Source organism: Bradyrhizobium sp. UFLA05-153 (genome assembly GCF_054185185.1).
Genome location: NZ_JBBIAM010000096.1, coordinates 1 through 15076 on the forward strand (window position 1 = coordinate 1; position 15076 = coordinate 15076).

Annotated in this window: 12 protein-coding genes, 1 tRNA gene and 1 pseudogene; 5 read left to right on the forward strand and 9 right to left on the reverse strand. The window is 59.9% G+C overall.

Translation table 11 applies throughout. From position 1 onward, the window contains the following. Positions 1–74: 74 nt before the first annotated feature. The 3 genes from Q2941_RS37530 to Q2941_RS37540 are packed head-to-tail and all read right to left on the reverse strand — an operon-like array spanning position 75 to position 1669. Positions 75–1061, reverse strand: a complete 987-nt coding sequence (locus Q2941_RS37530) for a tyrosine-type recombinase/integrase (RefSeq protein WP_458195643.1) — start codon at positions 1059–1061, stop codon at positions 75–77. After that, on the reverse strand, positions 1037–1414 hold the full coding sequence (locus tag Q2941_RS37535) for a hypothetical protein (RefSeq protein WP_458195644.1): 378 nt from the start codon (positions 1412–1414) through the stop codon (positions 1037–1039). Before Q2941_RS37535 ends, Q2941_RS37530 begins: the two co-directional genes overlap by 25 nt. A 6-nt stretch (positions 1415–1420) precedes the next feature. After that, on the reverse strand, positions 1421–1669 hold the full coding sequence (locus Q2941_RS37540; RefSeq protein WP_458195645.1) for a helix-turn-helix transcriptional regulator: 249 nt from the start codon (positions 1667–1669) through the stop codon (positions 1421–1423). A 787-nt stretch (positions 1670–2456) separates the two neighbouring features. Between Q2941_RS37540 and Q2941_RS37545 the strand changes: the two genes are divergently transcribed. The 3 genes from Q2941_RS37545 (at position 2457) to Q2941_RS37555 (ending at position 3634) form a co-directional block, all read left to right on the forward strand. Continuing rightward, complete coding sequence (locus tag Q2941_RS37545; RefSeq protein ID WP_458195646.1) at positions 2457–3101, forward strand: DUF3102 domain-containing protein; 645 nt, start codon at positions 2457–2459, stop codon at positions 3099–3101. A gap of 37 nt (positions 3102–3138) precedes the next feature. Further along, complete coding sequence (locus Q2941_RS37550; RefSeq protein WP_458195647.1) at positions 3139–3354, forward strand: hypothetical protein; 216 nt, start codon at positions 3139–3141, stop codon at positions 3352–3354. Positions 3355–3537: 183 nt separating this feature from the next. Then, positions 3538–3634: transfer RNA gene (locus Q2941_RS37555), tRNA-Ser, on the forward strand. A gap of 261 nt (positions 3635–3895) precedes the next feature. Here Q2941_RS37555 and Q2941_RS37560 read toward each other — a convergent pair. From Q2941_RS37560 to Q2941_RS37575, 4 genes are read right to left on the reverse strand one after another with little or no spacing between them, the layout of a single operon-like run. Next, positions 3896–5779, reverse strand: a complete 1884-nt coding sequence (locus Q2941_RS37560; RefSeq protein ID WP_458195648.1) for a UvrD-helicase domain-containing protein — start codon at positions 5777–5779, stop codon at positions 3896–3898. A 2-nt stretch (positions 5780–5781) separates the two neighbouring features. Further along, the gene (locus Q2941_RS37565) at positions 5782–7761 is read right to left on the reverse strand and encodes an ATP-dependent nuclease (RefSeq protein ID WP_458195649.1); all 1980 of its coding nucleotides are present in this window, start codon (positions 7759–7761) and stop codon (positions 5782–5784) included. Positions 7762–7821: 60 nt separating this feature from the next. Beyond that, positions 7822–8292 (reverse strand): hypothetical protein, encoded by a 471-nt coding sequence (locus tag Q2941_RS37570; RefSeq protein WP_458195650.1) that lies wholly within the window; start codon positions 8290–8292, stop codon positions 7822–7824. A 16-nt stretch (positions 8293–8308) separates the two neighbouring features. Next, positions 8309–11308, reverse strand: coding sequence for a TrlF family AAA-like ATPase (locus Q2941_RS37575; protein ID WP_458195651.1), 3000 nt, complete (start codon positions 11306–11308; stop codon positions 8309–8311). Between the two features lie 202 nt (positions 11309–11510). Between Q2941_RS37575 and Q2941_RS37580 the strand changes: the two are divergent. Next, positions 11511–11726 (forward strand): annotated as a pseudogene (locus tag Q2941_RS37580) (SOS response-associated peptidase); the annotation flags it as partial. Between the two features lie 44 nt (positions 11727–11770). On the opposite strand, the gene Q2941_RS37585 reads toward Q2941_RS37580, so the two are convergent. Further along, a complete protein-coding gene (locus tag Q2941_RS37585) occupies positions 11771–13267 on the reverse strand; it encodes a DNA cytosine methyltransferase (RefSeq protein WP_458195652.1) in 1497 nt (498 codons plus the stop codon). A gap of 101 nt (positions 13268–13368) precedes the next feature. On the opposite strand from Q2941_RS37585, the gene Q2941_RS37590 reads away from it, so the two are divergent. After that, positions 13369–14565 carry a restriction endonuclease gene (locus Q2941_RS37590; protein WP_458195653.1) on the forward strand — a complete coding sequence of 399 codons (1197 nt, stop codon included), beginning with the start codon at positions 13369–13371 and terminating at the stop codon, positions 14563–14565. On the opposite strand, the gene Q2941_RS37595 is transcribed toward Q2941_RS37590, so the two are convergent. Beyond that, positions 14507–14989 carry a very short patch repair endonuclease gene (locus Q2941_RS37595; RefSeq protein WP_458195654.1) on the reverse strand — a complete coding sequence of 161 codons (483 nt, stop codon included), beginning with the start codon at positions 14987–14989 and terminating at the stop codon, positions 14507–14509. The genes Q2941_RS37590 and Q2941_RS37595 overlap by 59 nt on opposite strands. Positions 14990–15076 lie beyond the last annotated feature (87 nt).

Below are 15076 nucleotides of genomic sequence, written 5' to 3' on the forward strand. Positions count from 1 at the left end.
CATTGCTCACTCCGTCTATCAGACGGAGCGGCCTTTTTCCAACTAAGCCTCCGGTCCCAAAATCGGGGTCCATTTCAGTAATGCTGAAGTTCCTTTAGCGACTTATGACCTGTGATCGCGGCGGTCTGGGGAAGGCTGCACCCGGCTTGGACCAATCGCACCGCCGCAGTCTTGCGCAGACCATGGGCGCTTGTACCTTTAGGCAGGCCAGCCGCATTGCAGGCGCTTCTGAACCAGTTAGTGAATCCTTCTGGCGAAAAACTTTTGCCGCGCGCCGTCGTCAGATAAGTCAGGTGCCGGTCTTTACACGACATCGCGTCAATCGAGGCCTGTAGGTCTGGATGAATTGGTATCGCCAATGGGGTCCCGGTCTTTTGCTGGCTGACCAAGATCGCACCGTTGCGGACATGCTGGCGTCCCATCTTGACGATATCGCTACGTCGTTGCCCCGTGCAGACCAATAGCTCCAGCGCCAGCCTTTCACGCGTGCCGAGCGAATGCTTTGCTTCAAATTTGGCAACGTCGCCTTCCTCCCAGGTGCGATAGCCGTGAGTCTTGCCAGATAGATTTTTGACGCCTTGGGTCGGATCGTCTTTGACCATGCCGTTATCGACACCGAACTTCATCAACGCGCGAAGTGTTTTGAGCCAGTTGATAGCGAGGAACCGTTTCGACGCGATCATCTCAAACATCGTAACGATGTTCTTGCGCTTTAGCGTCGCCACATGCAGATCGCCATAATTGCGTTCGAACTTGATCAGGATGTTCCGCCGCGTGCGTTGTGTCTCGCGTGCCAGTTCGGCAAATGTGAGAGAATTAAAATAGACGTTGATCAGATGCTTGATGGTACCTGCCTTGATCAATCGCGCGCCAATTGGCTCTGCCGTGGTGCCGGAGGCGGCCCGTTCGTAAGCTTGCATAAATTGCGGTGACCACGGCAGGCCAGGTAGCGGCGTCAGCTTATGGCCTTTGCGCCGATAGTAAAATCGCGGCCGTCCGTGCCTATCGACATAGCCGTGCACATGCTTCGGCTTTTTTATTGTCGCAAGCGAATGTCCCATTCTGTTTCCTCGTCAGACGTGATTGTCTGAACATGACTATCGTCTAGGTTGTGTTCCAATTGCAATACAATCTTACCTTCCGGATCGACGGAAGCCGTCTTGACTTTATGGCCAGTCTTGGCGGTCTGCCTGATGGCACGCATCAACGATGGCCTGCGCTTAGACGGCGTGCGCTTTAGCGCCAGCGATGGCTCGTCGTCATCCCACGGTGCAAATAGCTGAACCCGCTTGTCGATTGCCGCATGTGCAGCGCGTAACTTCTGCAGATCACCGGCAGACTCGCCATAGGCCAGAAAACTTGCCACCTTCAACTTTTGGTCGATCACGGCGAGACGATCGAAACGCGATGACATGGCCGGTCACCGAGGTGACGGCGTGAGCAACGGCAAGCGACCACGCGGAGGGAAGCCGCGTGCTGGCCTATTGGCGATCCATGCCTCGATTTCGGATTCTAACCATGCGCTACGGCCACCAACGATACGGGCCTGCGGAAAATCATTTGCCCGCATCAGTCTGTAGATGGTCGAATATTCCAGCGGCACGCGGCGCAAAACTTCGTCGCGGTCAATAAGCCGCGATGGCTTCGACGGCTTAGATGATTTCGTCATCGCAAAGACTCCTGTCATTGGAGCCGATGCCGCAAATAAAAAAGGCCGCACCGGCGCGTTGCGCTCTAGGTGGCGACCTTTAAAGAGGCTTGCGCGCTGAACGCGCAGAGTTGCCAATAGCCAAGTAATTGCGAGGCATAGACTAGACCCAACAGCGGCAACGATCAAGTTGTTAGACTGTCCTGCGATGCGAACAGCGGCCTATATGCAAAATCTAAGATTTTCGATCAGCTCAAGGTAACATCAAAGATTGTCGATAGGCAGCGAGGCAGGCAGCCTCGGCGGCCTCTGGCCCGGTCCAAAGACCTGCCGCGCGTCTAAAACCGCATAGGCGAGGCTCGCAGAGGCCGTGCCGAGGCCATCTGGCACGACCTTTCTGGCGTGGTCTCGCGCGGTCTGGCGCGGCTGGCGGCAGTGGGCTATAGAGACGGCAGGCATGCCCGTGCTATCACAGAGCACAGCGTGGCACAGCGCGGGCGAGCCTAGCGATGCGCAGCACTGCCGAGCGGAGCACAGCAATCTAACGCATCGCGAGCGGCTTCGAGCCGAGCGCACAAACAGGGATGCACAGACCAAGGTGACATCCCTGTTTGCTTTCAGAACGCGATTCGCATTTCTCAATCGATCGTGCGAGAGTTCAATTCATATGTAAGGGCTACGGCAACTCTGGCGCGCGCCCGATCGCGCGCTAAGCCCCATTCAAAAGGTCGCCACGAGCGCAATCGCGCCGTGCGGCCTTTTTTCGTTTTTGACCGCTCGGCGCTTCAACCGTCACGGGAGAGCCGACATGGACCTAGCAGCCCAGCAAACGACAAACGACCAGCCCAAGACTTCGCAAGCTTATATAGACGACATCCATGCCGCGTGGCGGAAGGCGGTGGACGGCATCGTCGAAGCTGGCCGCATTTTGCTTGAGGCTAAGGAACGGCTGCGGCACGGCGCGTTCGAGGTGATGGTGCGGACTAAATTGCCGTTCAGCGAAAGCACAGCGCGGAAGCTGATGGCAATCGCCCGCCATCCGGTCCTTTCAGATCGTTCACATGGGAACGTTTTACCGCCGAGCTACGGCACCTTGTACGCATTGACCAAATTGCCGAAGGACAAGCTGATCGAACATATCAAAGACGGCACGATCAATCCAAAGCTGGAGCGGAAGGCGGCGGCGGCGTTGCAGCGCGATCAATCGCCGAAAACCAACAAGGCTCCGCGAAGGCACCTACGCGAAGAAAATGCGCAGCTAAGGGCCGAACTTCAGTGCCTGCATGACGACAATGATGATATATTTGATCCGAACGACACGGCGGCCAACATCGCGCGCGTAATCGTCGAGCAGATGCGGCGGCTGTCCAACAACAAGGCGAACGAGGTTCTTCAGGAGGTAAAGAAGCAGATTCAAGCTAAGGAGCTCGAACGGCGCGGTAGCTTGAACTGAAAATCTTAAAGGCCATCGCTATAGAAGGATCAAAAACATGAAAGGCCAAAAGATAGCGCGCACCGATCCAACCGGCTCCGTGCGTCATGTGGACGTTTGCAATGCGCTTGATCTGCTTGGCCTGCTACCGGGACCGCGAAACAAATCCACTTACCTGCGCGTCAATGCGCTTATCATGGACCGCGTCAAGCTTGGTAAGGTAAAAAAGCTGGGCACCGGTCTGTACCAAGTCAAACGACGAAGGGCGGTTTGACGAAGACAATGCGGTAGACTGATAAATGACGAGAAGCGGGCGGCATCACGCCGCCCGCCGTCGTCAGAGTTTACGCAGAGCGCTTAGATGCTGCGACCTGCTTGCTTCCGACATGATCCTTTTCAGTCAGGGTCTCGCTGACGCGTCCAGCATTGATGCGGGGGTACCTCCGATTTGGCGCCAGGAGAAGTGGCAAGGTGGTTGAATGCACCGCACTCGAAATGCGGCACAGGTGACAGGTGCAAGCCTATCGGGGGTTCGAAGCCCACCCTCTCCGCCACCGATTTTCAGCAGCGCAGAAGTCCTTCAAAACGACGCGTTTCTAGAACGGTTGAGCACTGCGGTGGAGCACTCTCGCCCCTTTTTGCCACTTTCCAGCAGGCTTTTCGACCCAAAGAATTGCTTGCGCTTCGGAGGACGATTGATGCGGCGAAGTTCGCTTGATCAGGTGGCGCTGCCTACCTCCGAAGGCTGAGCGAAGGCGTTCCACTTGGCAGATTGATGGAGCGACCGCCACGCTCGGCCAGATCCGCAGGCGCGCTCATATCGCGATCTCCGGCACGCCGGCGTCGGTCAGAAGCTGAAAGAGTTCAGCCACACGCTGGCGTTGCCCGCGCGCACGGCAGAACGCGAAGATCGCCCTTTGTTTGGCGCGGGAGAGCGCAACGAAGAATGTGGCGAGACCTTCGGGATTTCCTGGTCGATGCGCCCACCATGCCTGATCATCCAGCCCCACGAAGACAATGGTGTCGTATTCGAGCCCCTTGCTTTTGTGGACGGTCATGAGTGGGATCTGTCCGATGCCTTCGAAGGTGTCGAGCGCTTCGGTCCATGTCGCGGCCCCATCCGCGGACGCGGCAAGGTGGCGCTTGAAGGCGTCGACCATGATCGCGAGAAGGTCGCCAGTCGAATATTCGACGTAGGTTCGGGCTAACGCGACTAGATCGAGAAACGCAATGAGCCGATCGGCGAACATAACCGCACTTGCTGAGGACGGCGGAGTGTTGCCCAAATCGCTGCGCAGCGCCGCGACGAAAGTCGTGAGTTGCTCCTCCGCTCTGGCTTCGCCGAGATCGTCGTCCTCTAGGATTGGATGGATCTCGAGGAGGGCCGCTGCCGCAAACTGCCAAGCGGAGGCGGCGCGCCGGGTCGAGCCAAGGCGGAGCAACGCGATGGCTATCTTCGCGAATGTGTCGGTCAGGAGGTCCTGCAGTGTCGTGCGGCCGAGCGTGCGACTTTCGTTGCGCAACCGCAAGCCCTGCTGAGCAAATGCACCGGCGAGGTCGGCTTCGAAGTCATCGGACTTCTGCTTGACCAGAATGGCGTAGTCGCGCGGCGCGCGGCTCCGCGCGGCCATGTCATTCACCAGCCACTGGGCGAGGTGTCCGGCCTCGCGCGCCTTTGTCGGGCTGTTCCAAACCTGGGCGACGTCGCCGTCGACCTGACGCTGGGCTTGAGCCACCGTCGCCGCCGCATTGGGATCTAAGGCTCTGGCGACGACATGCTGAATGCGGACAAGATCCGGTGAAGATCTGAAGTTGAACAGCAGTGGGATTCGAATGGCCGCGAAGTCAGCTTCGAAGCGCTCGAAGGCGTCGGCCCGCGCGCCCGCCCAAGTCATGATGCGCTGCTTGTCGTCGCCGACCGCCGTGACTGCGATATCTGCCCCTGCAAAAGCCGACAGCAGGAAATCGTATTGCGCGTAGGTCGTGTCTTGGAACTCGTCGACAAAGATGAAGGGGTACGTGATCTGCAAGGCTCGCCGGATGTGAGGGCCCGCGCGCAGGAGCAGTTCGGCGAGACGGTTGAGGCTGACGAAGGTTAAGCTCGACCGTGGTTGAGCGCCAAGCTGGGCCGTCCACCACCGCTGGATCGTGCGCTCGACGCCGGACTGCGGCGCCGCGCGGACGATCGGCAGTCGATATGCGCCGACATAGCGAGATTCGAAGTCACCGGTGTCCAGTGCCGCGACATCGGCTCTCCACTCGCGCGGAGCGCCCAGAAGTTCTTGCTGAAGGAAGCCCGTCACCTGACGATAGGTCGGGAATGCGATGTCATAGGGGCGGGTTGGTCGCCAATCCGCAGGGATCGCCGGCTGAAATCGATCGAGCAGGCTTTTGGTGAAGGCATCGAACGTCAAGGAAGTGAAGCGGTTTGCGAGTTCCTGCGGGCACCGTTTTTTCACGCGAGCGGCGAGATTGTCGGCGGCGTCGCTCTTGAACGAGATCGCTAGGACGCGAAATGGCGCGGGACAAAGGCCCGTTTCGAGCAAATAGGCGGCGCGCTGCGCGAGAAACTCGGTCTTACCGGCCCCAGGTCCCGCGACGACGCAGGTCGAGCCAGGCTGGCGCAAAGCACGCCAAGCGTCGGGTTCTAGATGGTCGATGCCCCGGGGTCGCCACTCTTCTTGTCGGACCAGCGCCATGGTTAGCGCGCCCGTGGTTGGTGTGGATTGTGTGGCGGCGGGGAGAGGCGAACAGAGATCGACGTCAAAAGTGCGCGCAGTTCTTCTGGTGCGCCTGCCGCCAACGCCTGCGGTGCTTGGCTGCTCAGAACGCGCACATGAGTGCTGGGCTTGCCTCGACCGAGAAACAGATAGCGATACCAGCGCAACACTTGCTCGCGGTCGGGGCCGTAGAGGGCGTGACGCCCCTCCTCGCCAAGAACAGCGATGCGGGGGTCTCCCCGTTGCGATGGACCTTGTCGTCCGGGTTCAGGAACTTGATAGGCCGCCGGTAAAGCCTGCAGCATCGAATAGTCGAGATCAAGCGGGGTACAGAAAAAGACGCCGTGCTGTCGAAGCGCGTTTGCCCAGTTGGTTAGACCGGCGAAGTCTTCAACGGCATGATTGTCGAACGCAGAAAGGTTCGCGGCTGGACCTGCGGGATCGGGTTGGGCGAAGATTGCCTGTGGTGGCACACCGGTTTCGAGAAGCTGGGTACACGCCGTCTTGATGCGTCCCCAGCCGCCCCCGTCTCGTCCCCAATCAAGGTCCAAAAGGGTGGCGTGGGGAATGTCGAGATCGGTCAGAAGTCGCCAAAGGTGGTTCACGTGGCGGCCGCCTAGGGGAACGACGGCGACGAACGAGCGGTCGATATCCAGCCCCATCGTTTCAGCCAGTCGCGGCAGCACGACCTCTTCCGACGCGCCTTCGCCCAGCACGACGAAGCGAGCGAAATAGAGCTCCGGATACGTTCGGACAGCCTCGCGCACGAACTTCGACGCGTCCTCCTGGTCGGACGGTAGACGGATTGCGCGGACCCGCGCCGTTCGATCGGCCGGGTTGAGCCGGAAGTGCCGGACTTGGGATGGATCAACCCGCGCAAGGATGCTTGCCGAGTGGCTGGAAATGATGGCCTGCGCTCGAGGGCCGGCCGTAAGATCCTCGATCTGGCGAACGATACGCGACAGATAGAAAGGCGCTAGGTTGTTCTCGGGCTCCTCTACCGCAATGAGCGTAAGCGCTGGCAGTGGAACGCCGCCTGGCTGAAAACCTGGTTCTGCCGGGTTTGCAGCGATGACGGCTTCGACATCCAGGGTGGCGGCCGTCATCGCGAGATGGAAGAGTGATCGCTGCCCATCGCTTAGATCATCGAGCGCGCGTTCACGTCCAGCTTCGTCGGGCCGGAACACCACCTCGACCTTACGGATGGCTTCTTGGAAGCGCAGGTCGATCGGACGAAACAGCGGGGTCGTGTCGGTGCCCGCTGTATGCACTTGCTGCCATCGTCGCGCGACAGAGCCCACGACGATATCGACTGCCGGCTCAGCCGCGAAGGCACCATCGAGGGTGACGCCAGCTTCGGCGAAGGTTTGTCTGATTCCTTGCGACCAGTTGATCGCACGCCACAGGCGACCGCGTAGGAAAGCCGTTACCTGGGATGCTCCATCCCGCGACGCTGGCACGTAGATCATTTGGATGCGTGCGCGGTCGAGCGGTTTTAGCTCGATGCAGTCAGCCTCTGCAAATGCGCCGAATGCACGAACGGCCCAGTATTTCTGTTCGATTGTCCCTTCAAGCGATCCGTCGTCGGTCCAGATCGCTTCGAGGCGCAGACGACATTTCAGTCGACCGGCCTCATCTGCCGCCATCTGTTGGAAGAATTCAGGGATGGCGCCGACGTCGGGCCCGCCTGCATCCAATTCGGGAAAAGCCAGGATCGCCTCTAGCGCCAGCGTGCGCTGTGCCGGTGCCGCCGGCTCTTCGGCCGGAACGTGGAAGTCCTGCCGGCGAAGCCGGCGTTGTTCGCCGGTTATCCCAAACAGGCGCTGAAGCGCTTGCAGAACGGCCGTCTTGCCTGCACCGTTCACGCCCACGAAGGTGGTGAGTCCCGCGGTGAGATCGATCGCCGATACCGCAGGTCCGAAGCATCGGAAATTGGTCAAGCAAAGTGTTTCGATGTGCATTTTGCGCCATCCCCAAAAGTTGCGTTCATTGCTTTTGATTTTGCGGCTGGCGCGCTCGCATCACCTGACGGTGCGTTTCCGAACCACGGTTTGAGATACGATCCGCCGGTTTATTTTAGCTTTCCACTCGATTTGCGCGGGAGAGAGATTTCTCTTTCGCATCGTCTGCTTAAGAAAGGCGTATTCCTTCTCGCCATAGAGATAGCCCATTCGATAGGCGTGCTCGATGAGATCATTGTTCGCGTTCGCAGTGAGATCTTTCGCGATGCGCTTCAGGCCATCGAACAGATTGCCAGTATCGATCTGGATGAAGCGGTTGATGCAGACATTGCCGACGTAGGTCTCGTTACCATTCACGCGGTTGCGGATGTAGCAATGTTCCTTGATGTCTTGTCCGCAGGGGCACTGATCGAACTCCTCGCTGATCTCAACCGCGACCAGCGACCACTCGGTGCGCGCGATGTCGAAGCGTCGAGACACCGAGAGGGGAAGGATGTGATCCTTTAATCTCTCAAAATTGTGTCCGTCCATCGCGATGGCCTCCGCCTTACATCTGGACACGCAGGCGTCGCGCGCGTTCACGGAATGCGGTTTCGCCCCCTTCGAGAATCTCGCAGACCAAACGGCGGATATCTTGGTTTTCGAGACCGCCACTCTGATAGGTGATCTCCGGCAATTGGCCCGGTCGATGAGGGCCGCAGGTTGCCACGATGACCTGATCGGCGTCGGTGTTGACGACCAGGTTGGCGTTATGGGTGACGATGATGATCTGCCTCCGCTGTTTGGCGCGTCGGAATCGCTCGACTAGCTCATCGAAGATCGACTTTGGATCGAGGTTCTCTTCGGGCTGATCGATTATTAGCGGCCGGTCATCGTCGCGGTCGATCGCAAGGTAGAGCAGCAGCAGAACGATGCCGCGGGTGCCCGGCGAGAGCTGCTCTATATCGACGCCCTCATACTGGACGCCGTAACTGACGGTGATGTGGTCGGTCCCATAGAGCCAGCTTGATATTCGGCCCGCCCATTCGCGGAACGCCGCAGCGTTGCTACGCTCGACGGGCGCGTGTTCGACTAAGTCACGCTCATGCGCCTCGCGGAAGCGCGCCATCGCTTCAGCGACTTCGGCGCTCGATCCTTTCTCCCATGCAGCCTGAAGATCCGTTTTTGCTGCCGCCAGGAGCGCGCCGCGGCCCTTGAACGGTCCGGTCTTGCGCAGGTCCAGGAGCTCTTCGCCGGATTGCGCCCAGGCGCCGAGGTCGACCACCCGTCGGATGGAGAAAGAGAGCTGTCCGAGTGCGCCTTCCTCCGTTCCGAGGCGGGCCCTCAGCGGCGCGTAGAGGGCCGAGAGCTCGCGTTCCTCGTCGATGATGCCGTCGAAGACCGAGGCATAGCTGTCGCGGCGCGACTCGATAAGTTCCTTGATCCGATCGTCAGCTTTTTCCGCAAAGTCGATGTCGCGATCCAGCTTCGCCAATGCCGCCTCGTCGCGAGAAATCTTTTCAGATAAACGAGCAAAGGCTTTCGCATTCTCCGTGTCGATCCCGATCAGAGCGCGGAGGCGGGCCACTTCCTTGTTCAGCAAGCTGAGCGTGAGGTCGGCGAGAGGTTGTCCGTCCGGAAGCAGCGAGGTGAGCGATGGCGGCGCTCCGGACGAGATGGTAATTTCTCCCGCGTTCGGTCCCGACAATGTTTTGATGCGGGCATCGACGGCCTTGATGGCCGCCGACAGGATCCCGTCAACATCGCCTGCGAATTCCAGAAGAAAAGCCTTCCACTGGTCGGCGCTCAGTCCGGACTCGGGATGGGCTTGCCGCAGTTGCCGAAGGCGCGCTGGCGCCTTCGTCTTGCGGGTGTCATCCGCCTCATCCTTAAGCGCCAGAAGCGCCTGGCGCCGGCGCTGCGCTTGCTCGATTTGAAACCGGACAGACTCCGCGGCCGTAGAGACCTGATCCAGCCGCTTGGCGCGTTCTTCTCCGCCTTTGCCGATCAGGCTGCTTCGATCGCGCTTGTCTTTGGCGATTGATGCCGCCTTCTCGCCCCGCTGCTTCTTCAGCGCGGGCAAACCGGCTTTGCGCTCGCGTTCGACGTTCAGTTCTGAGGTGGCTTCAGTGAGCGCTTCCTCATGGCTCTGGCGCAGGGCGCGCCCTCGCGCCGCGCGGAGGCCGAGCAACTCGCGGAACTCGGTCGTTCCCATCCGATCCTCGTCCGGATGCGCTTGAAAGATCACACGCTCGATTTCAGCGAGAAGTTCATCGGTGACGCCTTCAGCCGAGCAAAGGCTGTCGACGAATTGTTGTGAGAGATACTGAACCCGGGGCGAGTCCAGGAAATCCTCCATCTCAACATGACGGAGTTCATTCGAGGTCGGATCACCGTCCTCCCACGTCAGGCGCGCCGAGGCTTCGTCGAGATGGTCTTTGGCGCGACGAATGAAGGAACGCTCGCTCAGATGGGGCGAAAGGGCGTATCCGCCGGCGGCGATGATGTCGGCCAACGCAGTCTTTCCGGAGCCACGCGCGCCGATGATACCGACTAGCCCGGCATTGAGCGGCACGTTGTTCGTGACGAGCCAGGCCGCATCCGTCACCTCAACATTGGTGACGACCTGCGAGGGGAGTGCACCGCGTGGCGGCATGGCGCCGATGAAGACGCGGGTCTCCGGCTCCAAGCAGGTCTGACTGAGCGACTCGAAAGCGAGATCGCCCTTAATCCAGCAGTATCGGCCTTTCTCCACGACACCGACGCGATCGGGGCCGTGCGCATCGCTGCCGTGCAGGCATGGTTTCCTGCCGTTCCAGTCGGACGCGAGCTTTTCGACCGTGACCGCGCCTTGGCCGAGCCAGAAAGCGCGCTGCTTGGGTTGCGAGGAAAAGATGATGTGAGCGGTCCGCTCGATCTCCTTGCGAAGCGTCGCGAGCGATGGATCGCCCTGGAGGCCGGAGGTGCCGTCGTTGCTGCCGGCAGCGACCGCGATCAGGACGTTCTCTTGGATCCAAGGGTTCCGTTTCCATTCCGCGCGCAACTCGTCGGGGTTCACCTTGAACTGGTTGGCGCCACATGCGAAGGCCGCGGCATCGTCGGCGATCGACTTGTCGTGAGTTTGACCGAGGCGAATCAGGTCTGAGCGCTCGCAACGGAAAGGTTGGCCGTAGGCCGTGTAAGTCAAAGAACGAAGGAATCGCCGGATCTGCTCGACGTGCTCAGGGTCGTCTGGCGAAACCAGGAGATGGAAGTTGATCGGAGATCCGCTCCCGGTCCCGATCCCATAGCGCAGTTCGACATTCGGGAAGATGAGGTCCACCTCTGCGAGGCGGCCGGCTTTTCGGTGCAAGAGCACCTGCTCGTAGACGTCGACGCTGTAATAGTCGGTGATGCCTAGCGCCCGTATGCGCGGCGTCGATGTCTCGACGGCGGAGAGGAATTTCGCCCAAGCGTCCTCTCCTCGGTATTGATTGTTGAAAACGGTGCCTGGGGCGTGAATGTGTGGATCCCACCGATGCCACTTGGAGCCGCCAGGCTCGCGCGTTCCTCTGGGCGCACCGCTCATTCACCCAATCCTAAGCACTTTCTGAGCGTCAAGAACCCGCGCCTCATGGTGTGTTGCTCATCGTCACTAAGGTTGCGATTCTAATCCGAATCAACCGATTCGTTAGTCGAATATGCGTTAGCAGGCGCAGCTCTTGTTAGGCGAGTCCTTTGTAGTGCATACGTGCGGTTGTGGGCGGCGAGCCTGCCAGCGATCCCGGCCAAACAGCTTCGCCGAATACGCGCCCGAGCCGAGCCCGGAAACCGGAAAAAGGATGTAGTCTGGTTCGCGCCTGTTCGCTTTCGCGGGCTGGACCACATCCAACGGCGACCGGGGTACCAAATCCAAGCCGATCCCCGGGCCACATCCGGTGTACGGCTTCCTGACGACCGCGCCGAACGCAGCGGTGAAGCCGATCCATCCCAAGGCGATGCCGGTGAACGAATATCGCGCGTCAAAGGCGTACATCGGACAGGGTGGAGATCAGGCGACCTCAAGAGAGTTAAGGACTGTTGCCTTTTCAGAATTTCTGATCGCCCTTTGGAGACTGCTCACGATTTCAATTGCAATCTGGTGTGCAAGGACCGGCGGAACAGCATTTCCGATTTGTCGGAAGGCTGGGTTCATTGTGCCAGCAAAGACAAATCCGTCAGGAAACGATTGAAGGCGAGCCGCTTCGCGAACCGTGATCACCCGTGCCTGATCGCTGTCGTAGTGAATGTGCGTATAGGTATCCTTGCCAATGTGGGCAGTAAGCGTCCGGACGGGACCGTTCGCCTTCAGCTTCCACCAGCGGTTGGGAAACTTCGTCGGATCGTACGGGGGGACCATCGAATCGCGCAGTGATCTCCATCCCACGCCTGAAGGGGAAAGTCCGCGTCGCCGCGCGGCCGTCTGAAACAACTGCAATGCTACACGGTGAGCCGCCGGGTATTCATCTCCAGGCATCATCGCTTTGAAAATTCGAGAGTCACGAGGCAGATACCGGAGGACGTGATCGTAGATTCCGTCGCGGGCTTCGAAGCCAGGCCAGGATCGCATCAACCGAGCATACGAGGAGAGATTCTCCCATGCTGTCCTGCGATAGTGCACCGCCTCGGTGAAACGCCGTGCACCTCGCTTCAGTCTGCCTTCAAGATGGGCCGTGACGGATGGCAGGTCACCAATCGCTTCGCGTGCGGTCACCGCATGCGGAAGTCCTTCATGCCCGGTGTCCGGTTTGACGAACGCGTAGCCCTCCGAGGAGTTTATGAGCTTTAGCGAAACAGCGCGAGTCCCCGCATAGCCGGGCGGGAGGTCGCAGTTATGTGTTGCGCCAGGGAAGCGAATGGTCGCGCTCAGCTCCTTGCGATACGCGATCATGTAGACCCGGTCTCGCATCTGCGGGACGCCGTGATGCGTCGCGTTGATGAGTGAGTACGCGGCCTCATATCCCATGGCATCGAGGGCCTCCACGATCTCCTGAACGACGTTGTGGCCGCCATAGTTGAGAATGTCGGGCACGTTCTCAAAGAGGATCGCGAGCGGCTTCAGCCGGTCGACGTAGTGAAGGTATCGCAGATACAGGTTGCCTCGCGGATCAATTTTGAACGCGCGCGGATGATCCGCTACCTCGCGCAATTTCGCGCGCCCGACGCGGGCATATGCCTGGCAAGGAGGCCCGCCTACGATGATATCGATGGCTTCAGCCGTCTCACCGAGACCAAATTCCGCGACAAGATCTTCGGGTTCAAGCGAGGCGACGTTTCGCGGCTTTGCGTGGTGCTCGATGATCTCTTTGGGAGCATCCTTGAAGAAGTTGAGCGCGTGGGAGCGGGCGGCCAGCTCATCGATCTCGAGCGCTGCGGCGATGTCACAGCCGGCAGCCCGAAAACCAAGGCTCAAGCCTCCACAACCCGCGAATAGATCAAGAACTCGCGGACGCGCCTGTGGATTGCTAAGCCGAGCGCATTTGGCGGCGACGGCAAAGGATGATTTCATCGACCGAAGATTCCATGAGGCGAAGTCAAAGCCGCCGCAACTTACCAGGTTCGGCGGACATTGCCAGGCCGCCGCATCAGATATTGTAGGGGAGAACGCAGTTGGGGGACGCAGGGAAGTCGGTCTCGTTCGACGAGCTTGGAACGGCCGATCTGCACGTCGACGCCGTATACGAAAGTGGGCGCTCGGGCAACGCGGGCGATGATCCATTCCCTCGTCTTCTCCGAGTGTCCAACATGGGCGGATTCCGCTATCGCGGCACGCTGGCAGGCCTTGAGATGGTCGTTCTGACGTCCTCCATGGCCGATGCCAACTGGCCCGATGAGATTGATCGGGAGACCGGCGTGTTCACGTACTATGGAGACAACAAGCAACCGGGCCGGGCTCTCCATGCAACGCCCCGCAATGGCAATGAGCTCCTTCGTCGCATTTTTGCTGCTGCGCATGAGGGAGATGCGGGCCGGCGAAGCGTGCCGCCGATCTTCGTGTTCGGCAATACCGGGCAGTGGCGAGACGTGACGTTCCTCGGGCTCGCTGTCCCGGGCACTTCGGAACAGCAGGTCGCCGAGGACTTGGTGGCAATCTGGAGGACCGCAAATAGTATGCGCTTTCAGAACTATCGGGCACGCTTCACCATCTTGAATGTCCCCCTCATCGAACGAGCCTGGCTTGAAGAAGTCATCTCGGGCAACCCGTACTCGCCGCGTGCTCCACAGGCATGGATGGAATGGGTGGATAAGGGGCGGTATAGGTCACTCAAGTCCACGCGCTCGATCGAGCACAGGACCAGGGTAGAACAACTTCCCGCGGGCGCGGAAGACCTAGCCATAATTCGCGAAGTGCAACAGTTCTTTGAGGGACGACCCCACGATTTCGAGAAGTGCGCAGCGGCGATAGCCCGACTAATGTTGCCCGACATCGCAGAGCTCGACTTGACGCGTCCCTCACGCGATGGCGGACGCGACGCGATCGGCAAGCTGCGACTCGGCCACGGAATCGCTTCGATCCTCGTCGATTTCGCGCTGGAGGCCAAGTGCTATGCCCTCGACAACAGCGTCGGGGTGCGGGAGATGTCCCGCCTCATCTCGCGGCTGCGGCACCGGCAGTTCGGAATATTGGTCACCACGAGCTACGTCGATCTGCAGGCGTACCGCGAGATAAAGGAAGACGAGCATCCGATCATCGTCATCGCGGCGGCTGACATCGTTGGCCTCTTGAGGCGACACGGGCACGCGGACCCTACTGCCGTGCGCTCTTGGCTTGAGCGCGAGTTTTCGGCCCCGAGCACTGAGCACTAGCCGTGCCAACGCGACGGACGAGAACGCCCGGCCGTCCGAGCTCCTGCGCGAGATTCTTGGAGAGGGCGGCAAGGTCGCTCAACTGACACTCCCAGACCACAACCACCCGCCAACCTGCCGCCTCGAGTTCCTGCTTCGTTCTTCGATCCCGCACAATATTGCCTTCGAACTTGCGCTGCCAGAACTCGGGACGGGTCTTGGGGATGTACGCCAACCCGCAGTCGTGGCGGTGCCAGAAGCAACCATGCACAAAGAGCGCAACACGCCTGCTCCGGAAGATGATGTCGGGCTTCCCCGGAAGCTCCCGGGCATGGAGCCGAAAGCGGTAGCCCATCGCGTGCAGCAGCCTGCGAACGGTCAATTCTGGGCCAGTATTGCGGCCCCGGATGCGACCCATCAGGGCGCTGCGCTTTTCCCGGCTCATGATGTCAAACCGCGGACTCGGCTCGCCAGCGCCCGCACCCCTTGGTAAGTTGCGATTCCTTTGTTCCCGTGGGGCTCTCTTAGCTTT